This window comes from Cupriavidus nantongensis (assembly GCF_001598055.1).
GTDB lineage: Bacteria > Pseudomonadota > Gammaproteobacteria > Burkholderiales > Burkholderiaceae > Cupriavidus > Cupriavidus nantongensis.
This window is the reverse complement of the sequence record NZ_CP014844.1, coordinates 1,316,454-1,339,695: the sequence shown is the minus strand read 5'-3', so window position 1 is coordinate 1,339,695 and position 23,242 is coordinate 1,316,454. Positions and strand designations below refer to the sequence as shown.

General features: G+C 69.5%; 22 protein-coding genes. 16 read left to right on the top strand and 6 right to left on the bottom strand.

Annotation, left to right across the window (positions count from 1 at the left end; translation table 11 throughout):
- The first annotated feature begins 236 nt into the window (after positions 1–236).
- From A2G96_RS06180 to A2G96_RS06135, 10 genes are all read left to right on the top strand, one after another.
- Complete coding sequence (locus A2G96_RS06180) at positions 237–806, top strand: RNA polymerase sigma factor (RefSeq protein ID WP_062797734.1); 570 nt, start codon at positions 237–239, stop codon at positions 804–806.
- Complete coding sequence (locus A2G96_RS06175; RefSeq protein ID WP_062797732.1) at positions 803–1,234, top strand: DUF3619 family protein; 432 nt, start codon at positions 803–805, stop codon at positions 1,232–1,234. Before A2G96_RS06180 ends, A2G96_RS06175 begins: the two co-directional genes overlap by 4 nt.
- Position 1,235: 1 nt before the next feature.
- Positions 1,236–2,063, top strand: coding sequence for a DUF3106 domain-containing protein (locus tag A2G96_RS06170; RefSeq protein ID WP_062797730.1), 828 nt, complete (start codon positions 1,236–1,238; stop codon positions 2,061–2,063).
- 119 nt (positions 2,064–2,182) lie between these two features.
- Positions 2,183–2,719, top strand: coding sequence for an RDD family protein (locus tag A2G96_RS06165; RefSeq protein WP_062797728.1), 537 nt, complete (start codon positions 2,183–2,185; stop codon positions 2,717–2,719).
- Positions 2,716–3,696: an esterase/lipase family protein gene (locus tag A2G96_RS06160; protein ID WP_062797726.1), complete on the top strand. Its 981-nt coding sequence runs from the start codon at positions 2,716–2,718 to the stop codon at positions 3,694–3,696. The genes A2G96_RS06165 and A2G96_RS06160 overlap by 4 nt, the downstream gene beginning before the upstream one ends.
- 129 nt (positions 3,697–3,825) lie before the next feature.
- Positions 3,826–4,803: a UDP-2,3-diacylglucosamine diphosphatase gene (locus A2G96_RS06155; protein ID WP_062797724.1), complete on the top strand. Its 978-nt coding sequence runs from the start codon at positions 3,826–3,828 to the stop codon at positions 4,801–4,803.
- 83 nt (positions 4,804–4,886) lie between these two features.
- Positions 4,887–6,026 carry a glycosyltransferase family 4 protein gene (locus A2G96_RS06150; RefSeq protein WP_062797722.1) on the top strand — a complete coding sequence of 380 codons (1,140 nt, stop codon included), beginning with the start codon at positions 4,887–4,889 and terminating at the stop codon, positions 6,024–6,026.
- Positions 5,953–6,438: a diacylglycerol kinase gene (locus A2G96_RS06145; protein ID WP_082818863.1), complete on the top strand. Its 486-nt coding sequence runs from the start codon at positions 5,953–5,955 to the stop codon at positions 6,436–6,438. The genes A2G96_RS06150 and A2G96_RS06145 overlap by 74 nt, the downstream gene beginning before the upstream one ends.
- Positions 6,439–6,556: 118 nt before the next feature.
- A complete protein-coding gene (locus tag A2G96_RS06140) occupies positions 6,557–7,255 on the top strand; it encodes a TetR/AcrR family transcriptional regulator (protein ID WP_018005421.1) in 699 nt (232 codons plus the stop codon).
- Positions 7,252–7,836 (top strand): LOG family protein, encoded by a 585-nt coding sequence (locus tag A2G96_RS06135; RefSeq protein WP_062797720.1) that lies wholly within the window; start codon positions 7,252–7,254, stop codon positions 7,834–7,836. The genes A2G96_RS06140 and A2G96_RS06135 overlap by 4 nt, the downstream gene beginning before the upstream one ends.
- A gap of 25 nt (positions 7,837–7,861) precedes the next feature.
- Here the strand turns inward: A2G96_RS06135 and A2G96_RS06130 are convergent, their stop codons facing one another.
- The 5 genes from A2G96_RS06130 to A2G96_RS06110 all read right to left on the bottom strand — a co-directional run bounded on the left by A2G96_RS06130 (position 7,862) and on the right by A2G96_RS06110 (position 13,453).
- The gene (locus A2G96_RS06130) at positions 7,862–8,458 is read right to left on the bottom strand and encodes a DUF924 family protein (RefSeq protein ID WP_062797718.1); all 597 of its coding nucleotides are present in this window, start codon (positions 8,456–8,458) and stop codon (positions 7,862–7,864) included.
- A 43-nt stretch (positions 8,459–8,501) separates the two neighbouring features.
- The gene (locus A2G96_RS06125) at positions 8,502–8,918 is read right to left on the bottom strand and encodes a group II truncated hemoglobin (protein WP_062797716.1); all 417 of its coding nucleotides are present in this window, start codon (positions 8,916–8,918) and stop codon (positions 8,502–8,504) included.
- A 36-nt stretch (positions 8,919–8,954) separates the two neighbouring features.
- Entirely contained in the window at positions 8,955–11,570 is a 2,616-nt protein-coding gene (locus A2G96_RS06120; RefSeq protein ID WP_062797714.1) for an ABC transporter permease, read from the bottom strand.
- 77 nt (positions 11,571–11,647) lie between these two features.
- The gene (locus A2G96_RS06115; RefSeq protein WP_062797711.1) at positions 11,648–12,247 is read right to left on the bottom strand and encodes a DUF4126 domain-containing protein; all 600 of its coding nucleotides are present in this window, start codon (positions 12,245–12,247) and stop codon (positions 11,648–11,650) included.
- A gap of 108 nt (positions 12,248–12,355) precedes the next feature.
- Positions 12,356–13,453, bottom strand: a complete 1,098-nt coding sequence (locus A2G96_RS06110) for a substrate-binding domain-containing protein (protein ID WP_062797709.1) — start codon at positions 13,451–13,453, stop codon at positions 12,356–12,358.
- Between the two features lie 144 nt (positions 13,454–13,597).
- On the opposite strand from A2G96_RS06110, the gene A2G96_RS06105 reads away from it, so the two are divergent.
- A complete protein-coding gene (locus tag A2G96_RS06105) occupies positions 13,598–14,440 on the top strand; it encodes an ABC transporter substrate-binding protein (protein WP_174549293.1) in 843 nt (280 codons plus the stop codon).
- 24 nt (positions 14,441–14,464) lie between these two features.
- Here the strand turns inward: A2G96_RS06105 and A2G96_RS06100 are convergent, their stop codons facing one another.
- Positions 14,465–15,412 carry a LysR substrate-binding domain-containing protein gene (locus tag A2G96_RS06100; RefSeq protein ID WP_010809162.1) on the bottom strand — a complete coding sequence of 316 codons (948 nt, stop codon included), beginning with the start codon at positions 15,410–15,412 and terminating at the stop codon, positions 14,465–14,467.
- A gap of 230 nt (positions 15,413–15,642) precedes the next feature.
- Here A2G96_RS06100 and xdhA point away from each other — a divergent pair, with 230 nt between their 5' ends.
- The 5 genes from xdhA to guaD all read left to right on the top strand — a co-directional run bounded on the left by xdhA (position 15,643) and on the right by guaD (position 23,230).
- On the top strand, positions 15,643–17,157 hold the full coding sequence (gene xdhA / locus A2G96_RS06095; protein WP_062797706.1) for a xanthine dehydrogenase small subunit: 1,515 nt from the start codon (positions 15,643–15,645) through the stop codon (positions 17,155–17,157).
- Between the two features lie 26 nt (positions 17,158–17,183).
- On the top strand, positions 17,184–19,556 hold the full coding sequence (gene xdhB / locus A2G96_RS06090) for a xanthine dehydrogenase molybdopterin binding subunit (RefSeq protein ID WP_062797704.1): 2,373 nt from the start codon (positions 17,184–17,186) through the stop codon (positions 19,554–19,556).
- 174 nt (positions 19,557–19,730) lie between these two features.
- Positions 19,731–20,720 carry a xanthine dehydrogenase accessory protein XdhC gene (gene xdhC, locus A2G96_RS06085; RefSeq protein WP_062797702.1) on the top strand — a complete coding sequence of 330 codons (990 nt, stop codon included), beginning with the start codon at positions 19,731–19,733 and terminating at the stop codon, positions 20,718–20,720.
- A 55-nt stretch (positions 20,721–20,775) separates the two neighbouring features.
- Positions 20,776–21,831: an adenosine deaminase gene (locus A2G96_RS06080; RefSeq protein ID WP_062797700.1), complete on the top strand. Its 1,056-nt coding sequence runs from the start codon at positions 20,776–20,778 to the stop codon at positions 21,829–21,831.
- 76 nt (positions 21,832–21,907) lie between these two features.
- Positions 21,908–23,230 carry a guanine deaminase gene (guaD, locus tag A2G96_RS06075; RefSeq protein ID WP_062797697.1) on the top strand — a complete coding sequence of 441 codons (1,323 nt, stop codon included), beginning with the start codon at positions 21,908–21,910 and terminating at the stop codon, positions 23,228–23,230.
- Positions 23,231–23,242 lie beyond the last annotated feature (12 nt).

The window sequence follows — 23,242 nt, the reverse complement described above, 5'->3', positions numbered from 1 at the left end:
GTCGATGATACTGCAATGCACCAGCGCGGTCTACGGTTGTTTACGCCGCCGGCGTCGGCAAGTTCCCCGGATTTGCAAAAACTTTTGCGCAGCGCCATGTATGTCCCGCCATACAAAACGGTACAGCGCGGCCAAATTTTGCTAGCATCCCACCACCTTGGGGCGCCGCGCGCCCCCGGCAGCACATTCACCAGAACCGGGCCCGGGTCCCGGCGCAACAAGCCCCAACCGCCTGAATGGCCACCGACCAGGAACTGTCCGCCTTTCTTGCCAGCGTCGAGCGGCGCGCCTTCAAGCAGGCCGTGTTCGCCGTCCGCGACGACGAGGCCGCGCTGGACATCGTCCAGGACGCCATGATCAAGCTGGCCGAAAAATATGGCGACAAGAGCGCCGCGGAACTCGCGCCGCTGTTCCAGCGCATCCTGCAGAACACCATCCATGACTGGTTCCGGCGCCAGAAGGTGCGCAATACCTGGGTCTCGCTGTTTTCCAGCCTGCGCGACGACCGCGACGGCGGCGACGACAGCGACCTGCTGGAGACGCTAGAGGCGCAGGCCGGCTCCGAATCGGCCGAAAGCAGCGCCGACAAGGTCGAGCGGGCCCAGGTCATGCACATCATCGAGCAGGAGATCCAGCGCCTGCCCACGCGTCAACGCCAGGCATTCCTGATGCGTTACTGGGAAGATATGGACGTCGCCGAAACCGCGGCCGTGATGGGCTGTTCCGAAGGCAGCGTCAAGACGCACTGTTCCCGTGCCACGCACACGCTTGCGCAGGCCCTGCGCGCACGGGGGGTTCGACTATGAGCAGAAACGACAAAGAAATCCGCGAGCGCCGGTTTGCGCATGAGGTTCGCGCGGCACTCGACGCCGGCGCCGATGCCCTGCCGGCCGACATTTCCGAACGGCTCGCCGCCGCGCGCCGGATGGCGGTCGCCCGCAAGAAGGCCGAGGCGCCCGTGCTGGTGCCGCAACTGGCCATGCCGGGCGCGCACGCGCCGCTGTTCGACGACGACGCCTCGCCGCTGCACCGCGCGGGCGCCTGGCTGCGCCGGCTGGGACTGGTCTGGACGCTGGTTGCGCTGGGCGCCGGCCTGGTGGGCATCTACCACTGGCAGGAGCAGAAGCGCATCGAGGAACTGGCCGATATCGACGCCGCCATGCTGCTCGACGACCTGCCGCCCACGGCCTATGCCGACGAGGGCTTCCACGTGTTCCTGAAGCACGGGCAATAGCATGGCGCCCCCGCTGCCCTACCCCGACGCCCCGCGCCGCCGGCTGGTCGCCCTGCTGGCCGGCGCGGCCGCCTGCTGGGCGCTGCTCTCCGCCCCGGCGCAGGCACAGGGAGCTTCCGCGGTGGCCGGAGCCGCGCCCACCCATCCGGCCCGTCCGGCCCAGCCCGCCAGCGCCAAACCGGCCTGGGCCGACCTGAGCCCCGTCAACCAGCGCATCCTGGCGCCGCTGCAGCCGCTGTGGGATACCCTGCCGGAGCTGAACCGCCAAAAGTGGTTGCGCATCGCCGCGCGCTATCCGAAGTATTCGCCGGCCGAGCAGGCCCGGCTGCAGGCACGCATGACGGAGTGGGTCAGGATGACGCCGCAGCAACGCCGGCTGGCGCGCGAAAACTACCAGATCACCCGCTCGCTCCCCACCGAGAAGAAGGCCGAAGCCTGGGACAAATACCAGCAGTTGCCCGAAGAGCAGAAGAAGAAGCTGGCCGCCGCCGACCAGGTGCCGCGCCGGCCCGGCGCCGTCAGCGCGCTGCCCAGCGGCAAGCGCCTGCCCAGCGACACCAGCCGCCAGCTGCGCCATGAACACAAGGCGGGCGCGAGCCACGCTGCCCATCCGGCCCATCCAGCCCATCCAGCCCATCCGGCCCCTCCGGCGCCGGCCAGCGACGGCGCGGCGCTGCCCGTGGCTTCCGCAGCTGCCGTCGAGGCGGCGTCCGCCCCCGCCGCTGCCACTGCGGCAACGCCAGCGAGCGCAGCACTCCCCGCGTCCGCGGCTGCCCCCGGCCCCGCCGAAGCGACGGCCGCGGCGTCCGACGCCACCGTGCGCCAGTAATTCCAAGGCCATTTGGCATAATGGCCGTTTGCGGCCGGCCAGCACACGCGGGCCGGCCTTGCCAGGCCCGCGCCGGCATCTGACTGCCGCGCGCCGGCGCACTGCTCCGATCGCCATCCATGCCCGCTGCCACCCTCGACCCCGTGCCCCCCGCCGCCGCCACGCCGCCGGCCGCGCCGCCGCTGCGCCGCCGCATCGCCTGCATGCTTTATGAAGGCGTGCTGCTGTTCGGCGTGCTGAGCGCCTCGACCGCCGCCTACCTGCTGCTGCGGCCGCTGCTGCAGAAGCTGGGCGTGGACGGGCCGCTGGCGATCCAGCTGTGGAGCTTCCTGGTGATGGGGCTGTACTTCACCTGGTTCTGGCAGCGCAACGGCCAGACCCTGGCGATGCAGACCTGGCGCATGCGCGTCGAAAACTCTGCCGGCGTGCCGCCGCGCTGGCCGCAGGCGGCGCTGCGCTACGTGCTGGCGTGGCTGTGGCTGCCGCCATCGGCCGCGGTCGGCCATCTGCTCGGGCTGGTCAAGGGGCCGTTCGTCGGCGTGCTGTGCGCCGGCCTGCTGATCTGGATCCTGCTGGCCTGGCTGGACCCGCGCCGCCAGTTCCTGCATGACCGCCTGGCAGGCACGCGCCTGACCGACCTGCGCCCCAAGCCATGAGCCTGGGCGCCGCCGGCATCCGCCGCGTCGCGGTGACCGTGCAGGCGGCCGCAGCGCTGGGCATTGCCGCGGCGCTGGTACGCACCGCCGCCTGGCCGTGGCCCGGCGCGCTTGCCGCCGGCGCGGGGCTGATCCTGGGCGGCTTCGCCTGCGGCATTGCCATCGCCTTCGCGCTGAGCGGGCGCGGCCTGTGGGTCGCACGCGGCGACCACCCGCCCGCGCCGCCCGCCGAACTTGCCGCCACGCGCAGGCCGCTGCGGCCGGCGGAGGCGTTGCGCTGCTACGCAACTGAATGCCTGGCGGTGCTGCGCATGTTCGACTGGCTGCAGCCCTTCCGCGCGCGCGCACCGTTCGCGCCGGCCGACCCTGCACGGCCCGGCCGCGATGCCCCGCCGGTGCTGCTGGTCCATGGCTACGCCTGCGGCCAGGCGATCTGGCTCGACATGCAGCCGGCGCTGGCCGCCGCCGGCTACCGTTGCCACGGCATCGACCTGGAACCCGTGTTCGGCGACATCGACGACTACGCGCACGCGCTGCTGGCCGCGATGCGGCGCATCCGCGCCGAAAGCGGACGCGCGCCGCTGCTGCTCTGCCACAGCATGGGCGGGCTGGCCGCGCGCGCCGCGCTGCAGCTGGCCGGCGACGAAGACCTCTGCGCCGGCATCGTGACGCTTGGCAGCCCCCACCACGGCAGCGCGCTGGCGCGCTTTGGCGGCGGCCACAATGCGCGCCAGATGCGCTGCGGCAGCCCCTGGCTGCGCGCGCTCGCGGCCGCCGAAACACCGCGGCTGCGCGCGCGCATGATCTCGATCTTCAGCTGGCACGATTCGATCGCGGGGCCGCCCTGCACCGGGTGGCTCGACGGCGCCGGCCATATCCCGCTGTCCGGCATCGGCCATGTGTCGCTGCTGCGCCATCCCGCCGCGGTGCGTGCGGCACTCGACGCACTGGCAGAGCTGTCCGCGCGCGGCCGCTGAACCGGTCGCGAGCGGGCCCATGCAGCGGCTGTCCCGCGGCCGCAACGATTCACATGTCAGTCATGTTTTCGTCACCGTCGCGTCATTGCTGGCTGGCTGAATGCAGCCATCGCCGCAACCGGGACTGGCATGGTGCAAGCAATCCGATCTGCCCGCGGGTATCTGTCGAAGGCCTCGCAACTGGCGCCATGGCTGCGCCGCAGCGCTGACAGCGGCCCCGCCGCGCCGGTGACCGCCTTCATGGCGCCGGCCATCGATGGCGCCGCGCTGGCGCCGCCGCGCGAAACGCAGGAAACCTATCCCCCCGAGCCGCACCCGATCCAGCGCTACCGCGCCATCTGGCTGTCTGACATCCACCTGGGCACGCCCGGCTGCCAGGCCGACTACCTGCTCGATTTCCTCAAGCACAACGAATCCGACCAGCTCTACCTGGTCGGCGACATCATCGATGGCTGGCAGCTGCGCCGCGGCTGGTACTGGCCGCAAAGCCACAACGACGTGGTGCAGAAGCTGCTGCGCAAGGCGCGCAAGGGCACCGAGGTGATCTATGTGCCCGGCAACCACGACGAAGCCGCGCGCCAGTTCGACGGCATGGCCTTCGGCGACATCACCGTGCGCGAAGAGGCGATCCACGTCACCGCCAGCGGACGCCGCCTGTGGGTGGTGCACGGCGACCTGTTCGACGGCGTGGTGCAGCACGCGCGCTGGCTGGCCTACCTGGGCGATTCGCTCTACACCATGATCCTGGCGCTCAACCGGCACTTCAACCGGCTGCGCGCGCGCCTGGGCTTTCCGTACTGGTCGCTGTCGCAGTACCTGAAGCACCAGGTCAAGAACGCGGTCAACTACATCGGCGCGTTCGAGAGCGCGATGGTCGACGAGGCGCGCCGCCGCGGCTGCGACGGCGTGGTCTGCGGCCATATCCACAAGGCCGAGATCCGCGAGGTCAACGGCCAGCTCTACTGCAATGACGGCGACTGGGTCGAAAGCCTGTCGGCGCTGGTCGAAACCCTGGAGGGCGAACTCAAGATCGTCTACTGGACCACGCTGCTCGACGCGCCCGCGCCCGCCGTGCGCCGCCGGCGCCGCGCTGCCGTGGCCGGCTGAGCCGCACCGGTCCCGCTTTTCCGCATGGCCCGGTCCGCCCGGCGCCGTCTGCACTGCCCTTCCACCGCGCCCAAGGAGGCTGCATGAAGATCCTGATCGTCACCGATGCCTGGGAACCGCAGGTCAATGGCGTGGTGCGCACGCTCAAGTCCACGCGCCGCGAACTGGAGGCGATGGGCCACACGGTCGACATGATCACGCCGCTGGAATTCCGCACGGTGCCGTGCCCGACCTACCCCGAGATCCGGCTGTCGCTGCTGCCGGGCGCGCGCGTGCGGCGGCGCATCGAGGCCTTCGGCCCCGACGCCCTGCACATCGCCACCGAAGGCCCGCTGGGGCTGGCCGCGCGCAGCCATGCGCTGCGCCGCAAGCTGCCCTTCACCACCGCCTACCACACCCGCTTTCCGGAATACGTGCAGGCCCGCTTCGGCATTCCGCTGGCGTGGACCTACCGTTTCCTGGGCTGGTTCCACAAGCCCGCGCAGGCGGTGATGGCGCCCACGCCGGTGGTGCTGGACGACCTGCGCCGCTACGGCATCACCAACGCCGTGCTGTGGACGCGCGGCGTGGACCTGGACGTGTTCACGCCGCAGCGCGCCAATGTGCTCAACACCGCCCACCCGATCTTCCTGTACGTCGGCCGCGTGGCGGTGGAGAAGAACGTCGAGGCATTCCTGGCGCTGGACCTGCCCGGCTCCAAATGGGTGGTCGGCGACGGCCCGGCGCTGCCGGCGCTGCGCGCGCGCTATCCCGGCGCCAACTACCTGGGCGTGCTGAGCCAGCCCGAGCTGGCGCGGGTGTATGCTTCCGCTGACGTGTTCGTGTTCCCGAGCCGCACCGACACCTTCGGGCTGGTGCTGCTGGAAGCGCTGGCCAGTGGCCTGCCGGTGGCAGCGTATCCGGTCACGGGCCCGATCGACGTGCTCGGCGACAGCCCCGCCGGCGTGATGCACGAAGACCTGCGCGAGGCCTGCCTGGAAGCGCTGCGGATCGACCGCGCCACGGCCCGGGCCCACGCCGAGCGCTTCTCCTGGCGCGCCGCGTCCGAGCAGTTTCTGGCCCACCTGCGGCCGTTCGCCGCTGCCAGGCCAGGCCGGGGCGGCGCAGCGGCCTCACCCGCCACAGCCCAGCCTTCCGCCCCGCACACCCATGCCGAAACCGCATCCGGAACTGCCGTCCGACCCGCCAATGCAGAGGCCGCCGCCCACAATGCAGAGCGCTGACTACTCCGTCGACCAGAATCCGCACAAGGGCAACCGGGGCCTGGCGCGCGCCTGGCATGCGGCCATCAATTCGCTGTCGGGGCTGCGCTATGCGGTGCTGGAGGAGAGCGCGTTCCGCCAGGAGCTGACCCTGGTGGTGATCCTGACGCCGTGCGCCTTGCTGCTGCCGGTGACGGCGGTCGAGCGCATCCTGCTGCTGGGCACGCTGCTGGTGGTGCTGATCGTGGAGCTGCTCAACTCCAGCGTCGAGGCCGCGGTCGACCGCATCTCGCTGGAGCGGCACAGCCTGTCCAAGCGCGCCAAGGACTTCGGCAGCGCCGCGGTGATGCTGGCGCTGGTGCTGTGCGGCGGCACCTGGATCACCATCGCCGGGCCGCATGTGGTGCGGTGGGTGCAGGCGCTGGCGGGCTGATCCGGCCGGGACAGGCGCGGGGGGCGCGGCGGGGGCGCAGCATGGGCAAGGCAGGCCGATTGCTTATAATCGCTACCCTGCCCCCGACTTACCGATCGCACCGATCGCCCGGACGCCCATGGAACCGAAACCGCAAACCGGACCCCGCCGCACCAGGGACCGCATCCTCGACGTCTCGCTGCGCCTGTTCAACGAAGTCGGCGAGCCCAACGTCACCACCACCACGATCGCGGAAGCGATGGAGATCAGCCCCGGCAATCTCTACTACCACTTCCGCAACAAGGACGACATCATCAACTCGATCTTCGTGCGCTTCGAGCAGGAGATGGAGCGCCGCCTGAAGATGCCGGACGACCACAAGGCCACGCTCGACGAAAGCTGGGGCTACCTGCAGTACATGTCCGAGTTCCTGTGGAACTACCGCTTCCTGTACCGCGACATCAACGACCTGCTGGCGCGCAACCGGATGCTGGAGACCAACTTCAAGCGCATCGTCGAGCAGAAGCAGCGCTTTGCGCACGAGATCTGCCGCCAGTTCATCGAGGACGGCGAGATGGAAGCCACGCCCGAGCAGGTCGAGGCCATCTGCACCAACATGGTGGTGGTCGCCACCTACTGGCTGTCGTTCCAGTTCGTGCAGCATCCGCGCCAGTACAACGATCCCGAGCAGATCCGCGGCTACCTGCACGGTTCGAGCTACCACATCTTCTCGATCCTGGCGCCCTACCTGCGCGGCCGGGCACGGGAGGCATTCGACCAGCTGGCGCGCGACTACGCGGCAGCCAAGGCCGCCGGCGCGGCAAAGGAAACGAAGTGAAATCCGTCTGCGTGTATTGCGGGTCCAGCCCCGGCAACCGTCCCGAATACGCCGAGGGCGCGCGCCTGCTCGGCCGCACCCTGGCCGAAAACGACCTGACGCTGGTGTACGGCGGCGGCAAGGTGGGCCTGATGGGCATCGTCGCCGATGCCGTGCTGGAACATGGCGGCCGTGCCATCGGCATCATCCCGGAAGCGCTGATGCAGAAGGAAGTCGGCCACCGCGGACTGACCGAGCTGCACGTGGTGCGCAACATGCACGAGCGCAAGCAGATGATGGCCGACCGCGCCGACGCCTTTGTCGCCATGCCCGGTGGCGTGGGCACCTTCGAGGAACTGTTCGAGACCTTCACCTGGCTGCAGCTGGGCTACCACGCCAAGCCGGTGGGCCTGCTGAACCTGGCCGGGTTCTACGACGGCATGCTGGGCTTCCTGTCGCACGCGGTGCGCGAAGGCTTCCTGAAGCAGGTGCACGCCGACCTGCTGCACGTGGGCGACACGCCCGCCGGCCTGCTGGCGCAACTGGCGGCCGCGCCGCACGTGCGCGTCGACAAGTGGCAGCAGGCGCGCGACCAGACCTGAGCGCGCGCCGGCTTCCGGGCCGGGTTCAGAACGAAGAGCCCGGCTGCTGCAGGAATGCCTGTTCCTCGGCCGTGCTGTGCCGGCCCAGCACCGCATTGCGGTGCGGGAAGCGGCCAAAGCGCGCGATGATGACGCGATGCTTCTCGGCCCACTCCACCACGTCGACCACGCCACCGCTGGCCTCGCGCAGCTGCGTCATCAGGCGCACCGCCTGGTCCTGGTCTTCCAGTGCCTCGGAATGCTCGAACGGCATGTAGCAGAACATGCGGTGATAGTCAGTTGGCAGCGCGCGGTCCATGCCAGTGGCGACGATGCGCCTCGCCAGTGCCAGCGCCTGCGCATCGGTGCCGAAGCTGCGCGGGTCGTTGCGGAACATGTTGCGCGGGAACTGGTCCAGCAGCACCACGCGCGCGCAGGCGCCCTCGGGCGTGACCGACCAGTCATCAGGCGCCCCGTCGCAGGCCACCTGCCAGGCGGACAGGAAGTTCGCGCGAATCTGCGCATCGAATGCATCCGACTTGGTGAACCACTGCGGGCGCGCCGTATTCCAGGCGGCCGAACCGGGCTGGTCGAACCAGAAATCCAGCACACGCAGGGCGTCTTCAGGCAGTTGGGCTGTCATCGGCGGGGCAACCTTTCGAGGTAGAAACGGGCGCGTTGGCGCCTCAGCGCGCCACGTTGCGCATCCAGTCGGCGGTCTGGAAGAAGGCCTGCATCAGCCGCAGCTGCAGGTCTTCGGGCAGGCCGATGTCCTGCATCGCCAGCGCCATGCAGCGCATCCACTGGTCGCGCTCGCTGATGCCGATCTCGAACGGCATATGGCGCGCGCGCAGGCGCGGATGGCCGAAGCGCTCGATAAAGTGGTTGGGGCCGCCCAGCCAGCCGCACAGGAACCAGAACAGCTTGTCGCGCGAGCCCTCCAGCGACGGCGGGTGCAGCGCGCGCAGCCCGGCGAACTGCGGCTCCAGGTCCATCAGGTCGTAGAAGCGGTCGACCAGTTCGCGCACGCGCGCCTCGCCGCCCACCAGTTCAAAGGCAGTGACCTCGGCATTGCCGGGCTTGTCATCGGATTCAGTACTCATCACACACTCGGTCTGGGGCGGCGCCGGCACGCGCGCTCAGGCATCGCGCAAGGTCGCCAGCGCGGGCTGGCGCAGCACTTCGCGCAGGCCCAGCCAGCCGCCGGCAAAAGCGCACAGCATGCCAGAAACCACGCCGACCGGCACGATCCACGCATTGAAGCGGTACGGGAAGTCGAACACGAACTGCGACAGCCCCCAGCCCACCGCGATCGCGCCGAGGCTGGCCAGCAGGCCGGCGAGCCCGCCCACCACCAGGAACTCGGCATACTGGGTCTGCCGCACCAGCGCGGCCGAAGCGCCCAGCGCCTTGAGCAGGCCCGCGTCGCGCATGCGCTCGTCGCGCGCACCCGACAACGCCGCGTACAGCACCGTCACCCCCGCGGCCAGCGTGAACACGAACAGGAACTCCACCGCCGCGATCACCTGGTCCAGGATGTCCTGGATCTGGCGCAGGATCATGTCGGTGTTGACCACGGTGATGTTGGGAAACGCCGCGATCAGCCGGTTGCCCAGCGCGGCGCTGGCGGGCGGCAGGTGGAACGAGGTGATGTAGGTCTCGGGCATGCCCTGCATCGCCCGCGGCGGCAGGATCACGAAGAAGTTGACCCGCATCGAGCCCCAGTCGAGCTTGCGCAGCGAGGTCACGCGCGCCTGCACCGGCTGGCCCGCCACGTCGAAGCGCAGTGTGTCGCCGAGCCGGATGCCCAGGGTCTTGGCGATGCCCTCTTCCACCGACGCGCCCGCCTCGGCGCCGTCGGACCCGTTCGACCAGCGTCCGGCGATCACGCGGTTGCCCTCCGGCAGCGCATCGGTATAGGACAGGTTGAACTCGCGCTCGACCAGGTTGCGCGCGCGCCCGTCCTCGAAGCTGTCGCCGCGGATGGTGCGCTCGCCGATATGGGTCAGGCGTCCGCGCACCATCGGGTAAAGCAGGTCGGTGATGCCGGCGCCGGCCAGCATCTGGCGCAGCGGCTCGCGCTGGTCCGGCTGGATATTGATGATGAAGCGGTTGGGCGCGTCGGCCGGCGTGGCGCTGCGCCAGGAATCGACCAGGTCATTGCGGGTCATGCCGAGCAGCAGCAGCGCCATCAACCCCACCGCCAGCGCCACGGTCTGCAGCACCGTGACCGTGCGGCGGCGCTCGAGCACCGCCAGCGCGAAGCGCCACCCCATCGCCGTGCGCCCGCGCAGGCGTCCGCGCAGCAGCCGCGACAGCAAGGTCAGCAGGCCCAATGCCAGCACGCCGAACACCACGCCCGCGGCGACAAAGCCGCCGGCGGTGGTCAGTCCCAGCCGCAGGTCGCGCGCCGCCACCAGCAGCAGCGCGACAAAGGCGCCCAACCCGAGCGCGTAGGCCACCCACGCCGACACCGGCGGCAGCCCGATATCGCGCCGCAGCACCCGCAGCGGCGCCACCCGCGTCAGCGCCAGCAGCGGCGGCAGCGCAAACCCGGCCAGCAGCACCAGCCCGGCCAGCACGCCCACCAGCGCCGGCAGCAGCGACGGCTGCGGCAGCGACACCTTGAGCAGCCCGCCCAGCGACAGCAGCAGGCCATAGTGCGCCAGGTAGCCGAGCAGCACGCCGGCCAGCGCGCCGGCCGCGCCGACCAGCAGGAATTCAAACCCGAAGGCGCGCAGGATCTGACCGCGCGACAGCCCCAGGCACTTGTAGACCGCGCAGGCATCGGTGTGGCGCTGCATATAGCGGCGCGCCGACATCGCGATCGCCACCGCCGCGATCATCGACGACAGCACCGCCACCAGCGACAGGAAGCGCTCGGCGCGGTCGAGCGTGGCGCGCATCTGCGGCTGGCCGGATTCGAGCGACTCGACCCTCGTATTGCGCAGCTGGCGGCGTTCGATCTCGTCCTGCGCCCATTTCTGGAAGGCCGCGCCGGCGGCGTCGGGGCCGGCCACCAGCAGCCGGTAGGTAACGCGGCTGCCCCAGCCGATCAGCCCGGTGCTATCCAGTTCCGACAGCGGCATCAGCACGCGCGGCGCGAAGTTCATGAAGCCGGTGCCTCGGTCGAGTTCCTGCGTGATGATGCGGTCGATGCGGAAGCTGCGGCTGCCCAGCCGCAGGCTGTCGCCCACCGCTACGCCCAGCGCGCCCAGCAGCGCCTCGTCGACCCATACCGTGCCCGGCGCGGGAATCCCGTCCGCGGGCGCGTCCGGCGCGCCCGGCGCGCCGGTCACCCTGAGCCGGCCGCGCAGCGGATAGCCGTCGGTGACCGCCTTGAGCGCCGCCAGCTGGCTGGGCGGCTCGGCGCCGGCCTGGGCCTTGCCCTCGGCGGTGGCCATGCTCGGGAAGGTGACGGTCTGCGCCACCGCCAGGCCGGCGGCGCGGGCGCGCTGTGCGAACGCGGCGTCGAAGGGCTGGTCGGCCACCAGCAGCACGTCGGACGCAATCATCTGGCGCGCGTCGCGCTCCAGGCCCAGCCGCATGCGGTCGGCCATAAATCCCACGCTGGTCAGCGCGGCCACTGCCAGCACCAGCGCAAACAGCAGCAGGTAGAGCTCGCCTGCCAGCCAGTCGCGTCGGGCCATGCGCAGCGCCTGGCGCCAGGCGGAGAATTTGCCGCCGGTGGCGGCATGCAATCCTGTGGGTTGGGCGGTAGTCGCAGGGACGTCGATGGCGGACTCGGAGGGCATCGGTTGCTTGGTTCTTGGTTGCTGGCGCCGTTGCGCCTCGGGTCACTCAGTAATGCAAAAAAAAGCTGGCCGCGCCGCTAGCGCGGCACATCATGCCGGGTTCCGCCGCGCAGGCTGGCATGGAGCCGGCGCACGCCGCGCCACAACTTCGGCAGCAGCCACACCGCGCCCACCAGGAACACCGCCAGCAGCACCAGGAACAGCACCGGCACGAAGAACGCCAGCAGCAGGCTGCCGGTGGCGGTCAGGTCCTCAGTGAATGAGGCCGTCCAGTTGGAAAACGGTTCCGGCGACACGTTGATCAGCGCGCGCGTGCCGGCCTTGACCGCATGCGCGGTGCCGGCCAGCGTACCGCCGATCAGGCCCGCCGCCACCACCCATTGCGGATCGAGCTGGCCGAACGCGGCGGCCGCCAGGATCGCCCCGGCCGGAATGCGGATAAAGGTATGGATGCCGTCCCAGACGGTGTCGAAGGCAGGCACCTTGTCGGCGACGAACTCGGCCACCGCCAGCACCGCGGCCACGCCGATCACCCACCACGACTCCAGCGGCTGCAGCCCGGGCGGCAGCTCCAGCCAGCCCAGCCGCGCCAGCACCCCGGCGGTCAGCACGGCAAGATACAGGCGAAAACCGCTGGCCCAGGACATGCCCGCGGCCAGCGCGGCGGTTTCCAGCATGGCGCTCCTTGCAAGGGTCCGGCGCGGGACGGTGCGGAGACCGGCGCGCCCTGGCTGGGAGTGTAATACGGACCAGGCCGGCCGGTCCGGGACCGGCCCCGCCGTGGCTCAGCTGCCTTCCTTGCCGTCCGGGCCGAACCACGGCAGCGCCTCCTGCGGGGTCAGGATGCCCGCCGGCTCGGCCATGGTATAGCCGGGCAGCGCCTCGACGCGCCGCGCAAAGGCCGGATCGGCCAGCAGGGCCAGCAGCGCGGCCATCCAGCCGGCGGTCTGGTCGTTCTTGCGCAGCGCCAGGTAATAGGCTTCGCGCGTCAGCGGCACGAACGCCAGCCCGTGGGCCTCGGCGTTCATGCGCAGCCCGAAACCGGCCTGGGCGCGGCCGCTGTGCACGGCTTCCGCCACTTTTTCATTGCTGAACTCGGTCTCGTCGTAGCCGTTGACCAGGTCGGGATACAGGCCCTCGGCGGCCAGCAGCTGGTCGAACAGCATGCGCGTGCCCGAGCTGCGCTGCCGGTTGACGAAGCGCGCCTGGCTGCGCGCCAGGCCGCGCAGGTCGTGCACCTCGCGCGCCAGCTCCGGCGCCAGGATCAGGCCCTGCTCGCGCCACGCCAGCCGCAGCAGCCGCACGGCGCCGGGCCGCAGCCACTTGCGCAGGGTCACATGCGCCACCGAGCCCGCGGTCTGCACCGGCGACACATAGAACCCGGCCAGCTCCGACTGGCGCTCCTGCAGGCAGATCAGCCCTTCGACGCTGCCGCAGAACACGGTGTCGAGCTGCAGCGGACTGCCGGCCCTGCCCAGCGCGGCGGCCAGCACTTCCACCGCCGGGTCATGGCTGCCGGTGAAATGCACGCACGACTGCGGCTGCTGGGCGTCGTCCAGGTCGGCGATGAACTCCGCCATGGCGCGCTGCACCGCCGGCTCGATCGACTCGCGCAGGCGCAACTCGGCGCGCAGCAGGCGCTCGCCGAAGCGCGTCAGCGAGGCGCCGCGCCCGCGTTCCATATCCAGCATGCTGCGGCCGAGCATCTCTTCCCACGACCGCATCACGCCCCAGGCGTGGCGGTACGACAGCCCGATCTCGCGCGCGGCGCGGTGCAGCGAGCCGGTTTCGCGCACCGCCTTGAGCAGCTGGAACACCTTGGCATTGGCGCGCGGATTGTCGTCGGAGGCGATCACCGGAAACAGGTCGAAGCGGAACGTCATAGGTTCCCCGCTACATATTTACTTGCCGATCTGGGCTGGACCACAATGAATACCCCATTCTTATGTTGTTTTGCCGGATTCTCCCCGAGATCCGAAGGCAAAATCAATTATGTCCGTAAGAACATAACATCGAGGAGACTGCCCATGCCCCGCCGTGCCCAGGTTTTGCGCCACCGCGCGCGCCACCTCGTCGTGTCCATCGTGCCGCTGCTGTGCCTCGGCCTGCTGCCGGCCGCGCAGGCCGGCGAGATCAGGCTCGCCACCACCACCAGTACCGAGAACTCCGGCCTGCTGAAGCACCTGCTGCCGCGTTTCGAGCAGAAGTCAGGCGTCAAGGTAAAAGTCATCGCCGTCGGCTCGGGCAAGGCCATGAAGATGGGCGAGATGGGCGATGTCGACGTGCTGCTGGTGCACGCGCGCAAGATGGAAGACGCCTTCGTCGCCGCCGGCTACGGCGTCAACCGGCGCGACGTGATGTACAACGATTTCATCGTGGTTGGACCGGCCAGCGACCCGGCCGGGATCAAGGGCGGCAAGGACGTGCTGGCCGGGTTCCGAAAGCTTGCCGCCAGCGGCAGCAAGTTCATCTCGCGCGGCGACAATTCCGGCACCGACGTGATGGAGAAGGACTACTGGAAGCAGCTCGGCATCGAGCCCAAGGGCCAGCCGTGGTACGTCAACGCCGGCCTGGGCATGGGCGAGGTGCTGACCATGGCGGCGCAGATGCCGGCCTACACGCTGTCGGACCGCGCCACCTACGGCGCCTACCGCGCCAAGACCGGGCTGGCGATCGCCATCGAGGGCGATCCGAAGATGTTCAACCCGTACGGGATCATCGCGGTCAACCCCGCCAGGCATCCGGGCATCAACTACAAGGATGCGATGAAGATGGTGGAGTGGATCACGTCAAAGGAAGGACAGGACGCGATCGCGGGGTACAAGGTCGAGGGCGAACAGCTGTTCTTCCCCACTGCCCACGCAAAGTAGAGTCGCGGCCGCACTGGCCCGGGCTCAACCTGCCTCGGCCTCGAGCCGGGGCAACTGCGGCAGATCCGCCGCCACCTCCGCGATCATGCGCCGGATCCACATCACGTCCGGCGCGGCATGGCAGCGCTCGTGCCAGAGCTGGTAGAAGCGCATACGCGGGAACGACACCGGCGACGGCACCATGCGGATCGGCAGGTACTGGGCGTAGTGCGCGGCGAACTGCCGGCCGGTGGTGAAGACCATGTCGGTCTTCATCAGCACATAGGGCACCAGCCCGAAATACGGCAGCGTGACCTGGATATTGCGCTTGTAGCCCTGCTCGGCAAGCGCCTGGTCGATCATGCTGCGCTGCATCGACGCGTAGGGCGCCGGCGCCAGGTGCGGCATTTCCAGGTAGTGCTTGAGCGTCAGTCCCTTGCGCGCCAGCGGGTGCTGCGCGCCCAGCATGCATACCACCTCGTCGTCGAACAGCGGCGAGATATGCAGGTGTTCCGGCGGCGACAGCCAGTTGCCGACCACGATATCCAGCTGTCCCTGCTCGAGGTCGTCGAGGAAGTCCGACGACGACGTCATCGGGTGCACGAACAGCTTGGCGCCCGGCGCCAGCCGGCGCACGCGCTCGACGATATTGGGCAGGAAGAACGCGTCCAGGTAGTCGGGCGCGCCGAGGTGGAAGGTGCGCGTGGTGGTGGCCGGGTCGAACTGCTGCGGCGGCCGCGCGATGCGGTCCATCGCCGCCAGGCTCTGCTCGGCCAGCGCCAGCAGTTCGCGGCCGCGCTCGGTGGGCACCATGCCGTTTTTGCCCCGCACCAAAATGGCGTCGCCGGTGATCTCGCGCAGGCGCTTCAGGGTGTTGCTGATGGCGGGCTGGGACTGGCCTAGACGCACGGCGGTGCGGGTCACGCTCTGCTCGGTGAGCAGGGTGTGGAGCACCCGCAGCAAATAGGTATCGAGATGGTCGCGTCCGTGCATGGCGATGGCGGCCCTCCGGCGCGGCCGGATGGGTGGCGTGGGGGATGGGAACGGCGCATAGTGTATGACAGGCACCCCACAATCGGTCAAATCACCCTCTGCCGAGGGGCGCCGGCTGGTGCGGCGGCGCACGTCCGGTGGCGCCCGCTGATGGGGCATATCACTTGGGCCGAATATTGCTGGAAAGGCCCGGGTGCTATGTTTCCGCCATCACCAAGAGAGAGAAGACCATGGAGACGCAAACCATCCGCTTTTTCCACCGCGGCCAGGTCAAGGAAGTATCCGACGCCCCCATTACCCGCACCGTGCTGCAGTACCTGCGTGAAGACGCGCGCTGCACCGGCACCAAGGAAGGCTGCGCCGAAGGCGACTGCGGCGCCTGCACCGTCGTGGTCGGCGAGCTGCAGGACGGCGGCGACGTCGAATTCAAGGCAGTCAACGCCTGCATCCAGTTCCTGCCCACGCTCGACGGCAAGGCCCTGATCACGGTCGAGGACCTGCGCCAGGCCGACGGCACCCTGCACCCGGTGCAGGAAGCCATGGTCGAGTGCCACGGCTCGCAGTGCGGCTTCTGCACCCCGGGCTTCGTGATGTCGCTGTGGGCGCTGTACCAGCAGCACACCCCGGGCGGCGCGGCCCCGTCGCGCCAGACCATCTGCGACGCGCTGACCGGCAACCTGTGCCGCTGCACCGGCTACCGCCCGATCATCGACGCCGGCGAACGCATGATGGCCCTGCCCGCCCCCAGCGCGGACAAGCTCGACCCGCGCCAGATCGCCGACGCGCTGCGCAACCTCAAGCGCGGCGAAACCTTCCGCTACCGCGCGCAGGGGCAGGAGTTCTTCGCCCCGCGCACCGCGGCCGAGTTCGGCGCGATCAAGGCGGCGCAGCCCGAGATCCGCATCCTGGCCGGCAGCACCGACGTCGGCCTGTGGGTCACCAAGCAGTTCCGCGAGCTCGGCAACCTGCTCTACGTGGGCCAGGTCGAGGACCTGAACCAGATCGAGCAGCGCGACGGCATGATCGAGATCGGCGCCGCCGTGACGCTGGAAAAGGCCTACGCCGCACTCAACGCGGCGCACCCGGAGCTGGAAGAACTGTGGAAGCGCTTCGCCTCGCTGCCGATCCGCAATGCCGGCACGCTGGGCGGCAATATCGCCAACGGCTCGCCGATCGGCGACTCGATGCCGGCATTGATCGCGCTGGGCGCGGAAGTGGTGCTGCAGCACGGCGAGACGCGCCGCACGCTGCCGCTGGAAGACCTGTACCTGGCCTACCAGAAGACCGCGATGCAGCCGGGCGAGTTCGTCGCCGCGCTGCGCGTGCCGGTGGCCGGCCCGCAGCACTTCCGCACCTACAAGCTGTCCAAACGCTTTGACGAGGATATTTCCGCCGTGTGTGCCGCGTTCGGCATCACCGTGCAGGACGGCATCGTCACGCAGGCCCGCATCGCCTTCGGCGGCATGGCCGCGACGCCCAAGCGCGCCGCCGCCACCGAGGCGGCGCTGACCGGCCAGCCGTGGAACGAAGCCACCGCGCGCGCCGGCATGGCCGCGCTGGCACAGGACTACACGCCGCTCACCGACATGCGCGCGACCGCGTCGTACCGCAGCCGCGGCGCCGCCAACCTGCTGTACCGGTTCTGGCTGGAAACCAACGCCGACGCGCTGCCCGCCGCAGCCGTCAATGTCCGCGCCCCCGGCGCCGGCATCAAGGCCATCGCAACCGCAACCGCCACGGCCTGAGCCGGAGAACAAGGAACGAAATCGGCATGAACAAGCAAACCGAACCCTTCCTGCTCGACGCCGCCGCCGAACAGGTACCGCAGGTCGGCATCTCGCGTCCGCACGAATCCGCCCACCTGCACGTTGCCGGCACCGCGACCTACACCGACGACATCCCCGAGCTGGCCGGCACGCTGCACGCCGCGCTCGGCATGAGCACCCGCGCGCACGCGCGCATCAAGTCGGTCTCGCTCGACCAGGTGCGTGCCGCGCCGGGCGTGGTCGACGTGCTGACGGTGGACGACATCCCCGGCACCAACGACTGCGGCCCGATCATCCATGACGACCCGATCCTGGCGCGTGGCGTGGTGCAGTTTATCGGCCAGCCGGTCTTTATCGTGGTGGCGACCTCGCATGACGCCGCCCGCCGCGCCGCCCGCCTCGGCGTGATCGACTATGAAGACCTGCCGCCGGTGCTGTCGCCGCAGGCCGCGCACCAGGCCGGCAGCTACGTGCTGCCGCCGATGCACCTGACACGCGGCGAACCGGCCGCGCGCATTGCGGGCGCGGTCCATCAGGACAGCGGCACGATCCACCTCGGCGGCCAGGAGCAGTTCTATCTCGAAGGCCAGATCTCGTACGCCGCGCCGCGCGAGAACGACGGCATGCACGTGTGGTGCTCGACCCAGCACCCGACCGAGATGCAGCACGCGGTCGCGCATATGCTGGGCTGGCATGCACACCAGGTGCTGGTCGAATGCCGCCGCATGGGCGGCGGCTTCGGCGGCAAGGAGTCGCAGTCGGCGCTGTTTGCCTGCTGCGCCGCGCTGGCGGCGTGGAAGCTGATGTGCCCGGTCAAGCTGCGCCCGGACCGCGACGACGACATGATGATCACCGGCAAGCGCCATGACTTCGTGTTCGACTACAGCGTCGGCCACGACGACGAAGGCCATATCGAAGGCGTCAAGGTCGAGATGGTGTCGCGCGCCGGCTTCTCGGCCGACCTGTCGGGCCCGGTGATGACCCGCGCCATCTGCCACTTCGACAACGCCTACTGGCTGCCGAACGTGCAGATCGACGGCTACTGCGGCAAGACCAACACGCAGAGCAACACTGCCTTCCGCGGCTTCGGCGGCCCGCAGGGCGCGTTCGCGGTCGAGTACATCCTCGACAATATCGCCCGCACCGTCGGCAAGGATGCGCTCGACGTGCGCCGCGCCAACTTCTACGGCAAGGGCGAGAACAACGTCACCCCCTACGGCCAGACCGTGGAAGACAACGTCATCCACGAGCTGATCGACGAACTGGTGGCCAGCAGCGAATACCGCGCCCGCCGCGAGGCCACGCGCGCGTTCAACGCCAGCAGCCCGGTGCTGAAGAAGGGTATCGCCATCACCCCGGTGAAGTTCGGCATCTCGTTCAACGTGGCCCACTACAACCAGGCCGGCGCGCTGGTGCACGTCTACAACGACGGCTCGGTGCTGGTGAACCACGGCGGCACCGAAATGGGCCAGGGCCTGAACACCAAGGTGGCGATGGTGGTGGCGCACGAGCTCGGCATCCGCATGGAGCGCGTGCGCGTGACCGCGACGGATACCAGCAAGGTGGCCAATACCTCGGCCACCGCGGCATCGACCGGCGCCGACCTGAACGGCAAGGCCGCGCAGGACGCGGCGCGGCAGATCCGCGAGCGCCTGACCGCGTTTGCCGCGCGCAAGGCCGGCGTGGAGCCGTCCGAGGTGCGCTTCAACGATGACCTGGTCAGCGCCGGCGAGCTGCGCCTGTCGTTCGGCGAGCTGGCGCGCGAAGCCTACGTGGCGCGCGTGCAGTTGTGGTCCGACGGCTTCTACACCACGCCCAAGCTGCACTGGGACCAGAAGACGCTGCAGGGCCGCCCGTTCTACTACTTCGCCTACGGCGCCGCGTGCTCCGAGGTGCTGGTGGACACGCTCACCGGCGAATGGAAGCTGCTGCGCGCCGATGCGCTGCACGACGCCGGCCGCTCGCTGAACCCGGCGATCGACATCGGCCAGGTCGAAGGCGCCTTTATCCAAGGCATGGGCTGGCTGACTACCGAGGAACTGTGGTGGAACAAGGACGGCAAGCTGATGACGCACGCGCCGTCCACCTACAAGATCCCGACGGTCAACGACTGCCCCGAGGAATTCAACGTGCGCCTGTTCCAGAATCGCAACGTCGAGGACAGCATCCACCGCTCCAAGGCGGTGGGCGAGCCGCCGCTGCTGCTGCCGTTCTCGGTGTTCTTCGCGATCCGCGACGCCGTGGCGGCGCTGGGCGACTACCGCATCAACCCGCCGCTGAAGGCGCCGGCCACCAGCGAGGCGATTCTCGACGCCGTCGATGCGGTGCGCGCGGCGGCGGCGCAAGGGGCTGCTCGGGTGGCTGCTCCCGGGGCCTGAAACGGTGGCAAGGAAGCGCGCGCCTGCAGACGCCCCGGACTTTCCCCCCTCGACTGCGTTGACAGGCGAGGGGCCGGCGGAAGAAGCAGGCGCGCGCCACCACTGACGCAAGCGATACCCCAAGCCATACCACGCATCACACGCATCACACGCATCACCACGAGGCCCCCGACCATGCAGGACGCACCGCTCAAACCCTTCCGCTTCGCCGACGCCGCCCGCATGGTGCGTGCCGGCGTGCCGGTGGCGATGGTCACCATCGTCGAGGTCAAGGGCTCGGCGCCGCGCGAGGCCGGTATCCGCATGCTGGTCAGCGCCGACGACCTGGTCGGCACCATCGGCGGCGGCCACCTGGAATGGCGCGGCATGGACATCGCGCGCGAGATGCTGGTGCGCGGTGAGCCGCGCCGGATCGAGCGCATTCCGCTGGGCCCGGCGCTGGGGCAGTGCTGCGGCGGCGTGGTGCAGCTTGCGTTCGAGGTGCTGGGCCCGGCCGACCTGGCTTGGCTCGATGCGGTCGAGCGCAATTTCGCCGCGCAGCGCGCGCTGCAGCGGCAGGTGCCGGCCCGTGGCGCGGTGACTTTTTGCGACAGCCGCGCGGTGCTCGCCGGCGTGGAGCTGCAAGCGGACGGCAGCTGGATCGACACGCTGGTGCCTGACACCATGCACGTGGTGCTGTTCGGCGCCGGCCATGTCGGCCATGCGCTGGTCAAGGTGCTGGCCACGCTGCCGTGCCGCGTGCACTGGGTCGACGAGCGCGACACGCTGTTTCCGGGCGGCCTGCCCGACAACGTCGAGGCCGAGGCCAGCGACACGCCCGAGGCCGTGGTTGCGCAGGCGCCGGCGGGCAGCTATTTCCTGGTGATGACGCACAGCCATGCGCTCGACCAGACCCTGTGCGAGGAAATCCTCAAGCGCACCGATTTCGCCTACTTCGGCCTGATCGGTTCCAAGACCAAGCGCGCGCGCTTTGAACACCGCATGGCCGAGCACGGCATCGACCCGGCCCGGTTTGCGGAAATGACATGCCCCATGGGGGTTCCCGGGATCACCGACAAGGCTCCGGCTATGATTGCGGTTGCCATCGTCGCCCAGCTGCTCCAGGTCCGCGAACAGCGCCTTGCCGCGCTGCGTGCTGGCCGCACGGAGACGGTGCATCCCTGAACCCGTGCCGCCGGTGCTGCCGGCCGGCACAGAAAAGCCCAGAAACGAGGCCCCCATGACCATCGATGCCGCGCTCGCGGAACAGATCCGCCGCACCCCCAAGGCCGAACTGCATGTGCATATCGAAGGCACGCTTGAGCCGGAACTGATCTTCCGGCTGGCGCAGCGCAACCAGGTGGCGCTGCCCTACCCCAGCGTCGACGCGCTGCGCGCCGCCTACGCCTTCACCGACCTGCAGTCGTTCCTGGACATCTACTACGCCGGCGCCAGCGTGCTGCTGACCGAGGAAGATTTCTTCGACATGACCATGGACTACGTCAAGCGCGCCGTCGCCGACAACGTCCGCCACGCCGAGATCTTCTTCGATCCGCAGACCCATACCGCGCGCGGCGTGCCGATCGGCGTGGTGATCGACGGCATTGCCGATGCGCTGGCGCAGGCGCGCACCGAGTACGACTTCTCCAGCAGCCTGATCCTGTGCTTCCTGCGCCATCTGTCGGAGGAAGACGCGTTCGCCACGCTGGAAGCGGCGCTGCCCTATCGCGACCGCTTCGTCGGCGTCGGGCTCGATTCGTCGGAGAAAGGCAATCCGCCCGAGAAATTCGCGCGCGTGTTCGCGCGGGCGCGCGAGCTGGGCCTGCACCTGGTGGCGCACGCGGGCGAGGAAGGCCCGGCGCAATACGTGACCGATGCGCTCGACATCCTGAAGGCGGAGCGCATCGACCACGGCGTGCGCGCCATCGACGATGCCGCGCTGGTCGAGCGCCTGGCGCGCGAGCGCGTGGCGCTGACGGTGTGCCCGCTGTCGAACGTCAAGCTCAAGGTCTATCCCGACCTGCGCGACCACCCGCTCAAGCGCATGCTGGATGCGGGCGTGGCAATCACCCTGCATTCGGACGATCCGGCCTATTTCGGCGGCTATATGAATGCGAACTGGGAAGCCACCTTCGACGCGCTGCCGCTGGACGCGGCCGACGCGCACAAGCTGGCCCGCAACAGTTTTGAAGCGGCTTTCCTGCCTGCCATGCAGAAGGCCGAGTTCCTGGCGGAAGTCGACCACTTCTGGTCCGCTCCGCCCAAGTCCCCGCCCGCGACGGCCCCCGCGGCCTGAGCCCGGCGCATGCCAATAGCCCGGCCTGCTGCTTGCACCATGCGGTGCCGCGCGGGCCGGCCACGAGAGACAAACCATGACGACCCACCCCACCACTGACTCCCGTACCCGCGCCATTCGCGGCCGCGTGCTGCATTTCCTGCGCGACCCGCAATTCCATGAGGACGCGTATCAGTATTGGGACGACGGGGTGCTGATCGTCACCGACGGGCGCATCGCCGCCGCCGGCGACTACGCGCAACTGGCCGCACGCATCCCGGCCGGCGCCGAGGTCATCGACCACCGCGGCAAGCTGATCGTGCCCGGCTTTATCGATACCCACGTGCACTTCCCGCAGACCGACATGATCGCGTCGCCGTCGCCGGGCCTGCTGCACTGGCTCGACACCTACACCTTCCCCGAGGAGCGCCGCTTCGCCGATCCCGACTACGCACGCGGCGTCGCCGGCTTCTTCACCGAGGAACTGCTGCGCAACGGCACCACCAGCGCGGTGGTCTGGAGCACGGTGCACAAGGCTTCGGCCGACGCCCTCTTCGCCGAAAGCGAGGCGCGCAACCTGCGCATGGTCACCGGCAAGGTGATGATGGACCGCAACTGCCCCGAATTCCTGCGCGACACCGCCGAAAGCGGCGCCCGGGATTCCGCCGACCTGCTGTCGCGCTGGCATAACAAGGGGCGGCTGTCGTACGCGATCACGCCGCGCTTCGCCCCGACCTCGACCGAGGCGCAGCTGGCCGCCTGCGGCGAGCTGGCACGCGCCTATCCGGACGCGTTTATCCAGACCCACGTGGCGGAGAACCGCGACGAGGTCAAATGGGTGGCCGAGCTGTTCCCGAACGCGCGCAGCTACCTGGATGTCTACGACCGCTATGGCCTGCTGCGTCCCGGCGCGATGTACGGCCACGCCATCTACCTGGACCAGGACGACCGCCGCCGGCTGGCCGACAGCGGCGCCGCGGTGGCGCACTGCCCGACTTCCAACCTGTTCCTCGGTAGCGGCTTCTACGACTTCCACCAGTCCGATGCCAACCGCCTGAACGTGACGCTGGCCACCGACGTCGGCGGCGGCACCTCGTTCTCGATGTTCCGCACCATGAACGCCGCGCACAAGGTGGCGCGCATGGGCGGCTACTACCTGACCGCGCTGCGCATGTTCTACCTGGCCACCCGCGCCGCGGCCGAGGCGCTGGGCTGGACCGGCCGCGTCGGCAGCTTCAGCGAAGGCTGCGAGGCCGACTTCATCGTGCTGGATCCGAAGGCGACGCCGCTGATCGCCCGCCGCAGCAACCGCTCGGAAACGCTGGAAGAAGAGCTGTTCGCCTTTGCCATGCTGGGCGACGACCGCGTGATCGACAGCGTCTACGTGATGGGCGAGCCGGCCAGCATCCCGGCAGCCTGATCCGCCACACTT

What these genes read in the sequence shown, in the direction of transcription:
- A2G96_RS06180 (WP_062797734.1), top strand. Translation starts at nt 237, where the DNA reads ATGGCCACCGACCAGGAACTGTCCGCCTTTCTTGCCAGCGTCGAGCGG.
- A2G96_RS06175 (WP_062797732.1), top strand. Translation starts at nt 803, where the DNA reads ATGAGCAGAAACGACAAAGAAATCCGCGAGCGCCGGTTTGCGCATGAG.
- A2G96_RS06170 (WP_062797730.1), top strand. Translation starts at nt 1,236, where the DNA reads ATGGCGCCCCCGCTGCCCTACCCCGACGCCCCGCGCCGCCGGCTGGTC.
- A2G96_RS06165 (WP_062797728.1), top strand. Translation starts at nt 2,183, where the DNA reads ATGCCCGCTGCCACCCTCGACCCCGTGCCCCCCGCCGCCGCCACGCCG.
- A2G96_RS06160 (WP_062797726.1), top strand. Translation starts at nt 2,716, where the DNA reads ATGAGCCTGGGCGCCGCCGGCATCCGCCGCGTCGCGGTGACCGTGCAG.
- A2G96_RS06155 (WP_062797724.1), top strand. Translation starts at nt 3,826, where the DNA reads ATGGTGCAAGCAATCCGATCTGCCCGCGGGTATCTGTCGAAGGCCTCG.
- A2G96_RS06150 (WP_062797722.1), top strand. Translation starts at nt 4,887, where the DNA reads ATGAAGATCCTGATCGTCACCGATGCCTGGGAACCGCAGGTCAATGGC.
- A2G96_RS06145 (WP_082818863.1), top strand. Translation starts at nt 5,953, where the DNA reads ATGCCGAAACCGCATCCGGAACTGCCGTCCGACCCGCCAATGCAGAGG.
- A2G96_RS06140 (WP_018005421.1), top strand. Translation starts at nt 6,557, where the DNA reads ATGGAACCGAAACCGCAAACCGGACCCCGCCGCACCAGGGACCGCATC.
- A2G96_RS06130 (WP_062797718.1), bottom strand. Translation starts at nt 8,458, where the DNA reads ATGACAGCCCAACTGCCTGAAGACGCCCTGCGTGTGCTGGATTTCTGG.
- A2G96_RS06125 (WP_062797716.1), bottom strand. Translation starts at nt 8,918, where the DNA reads ATGAGTACTGAATCCGATGACAAGCCCGGCAATGCCGAGGTCACTGCC.
- A2G96_RS06120 (WP_062797714.1), bottom strand. Translation starts at nt 11,570, where the DNA reads ATGCCCTCCGAGTCCGCCATCGACGTCCCTGCGACTACCGCCCAACCC.
- A2G96_RS06115 (WP_062797711.1), bottom strand. Translation starts at nt 12,247, where the DNA reads ATGCTGGAAACCGCCGCGCTGGCCGCGGGCATGTCCTGGGCCAGCGGT.
- A2G96_RS06110 (WP_062797709.1), bottom strand. Translation starts at nt 13,453, where the DNA reads ATGACGTTCCGCTTCGACCTGTTTCCGGTGATCGCCTCCGACGACAAT.
- A2G96_RS06105 (WP_174549293.1), top strand. Translation starts at nt 13,598, where the DNA reads ATGCCCCGCCGTGCCCAGGTTTTGCGCCACCGCGCGCGCCACCTCGTC.
- A2G96_RS06100 (WP_010809162.1), bottom strand. Translation starts at nt 15,412, where the DNA reads ATGCACGGACGCGACCATCTCGATACCTATTTGCTGCGGGTGCTCCAC.
- xdhA (WP_062797706.1), top strand. Translation starts at nt 15,643, where the DNA reads ATGGAGACGCAAACCATCCGCTTTTTCCACCGCGGCCAGGTCAAGGAA.
- xdhB (WP_062797704.1), top strand. Translation starts at nt 17,184, where the DNA reads ATGAACAAGCAAACCGAACCCTTCCTGCTCGACGCCGCCGCCGAACAG.
- xdhC (WP_062797702.1), top strand. Translation starts at nt 19,731, where the DNA reads ATGCAGGACGCACCGCTCAAACCCTTCCGCTTCGCCGACGCCGCCCGC.
- A2G96_RS06080 (WP_062797700.1), top strand. Translation starts at nt 20,776, where the DNA reads ATGACCATCGATGCCGCGCTCGCGGAACAGATCCGCCGCACCCCCAAG.
- guaD (WP_062797697.1), top strand. Translation starts at nt 21,908, where the DNA reads ATGACGACCCACCCCACCACTGACTCCCGTACCCGCGCCATTCGCGGC.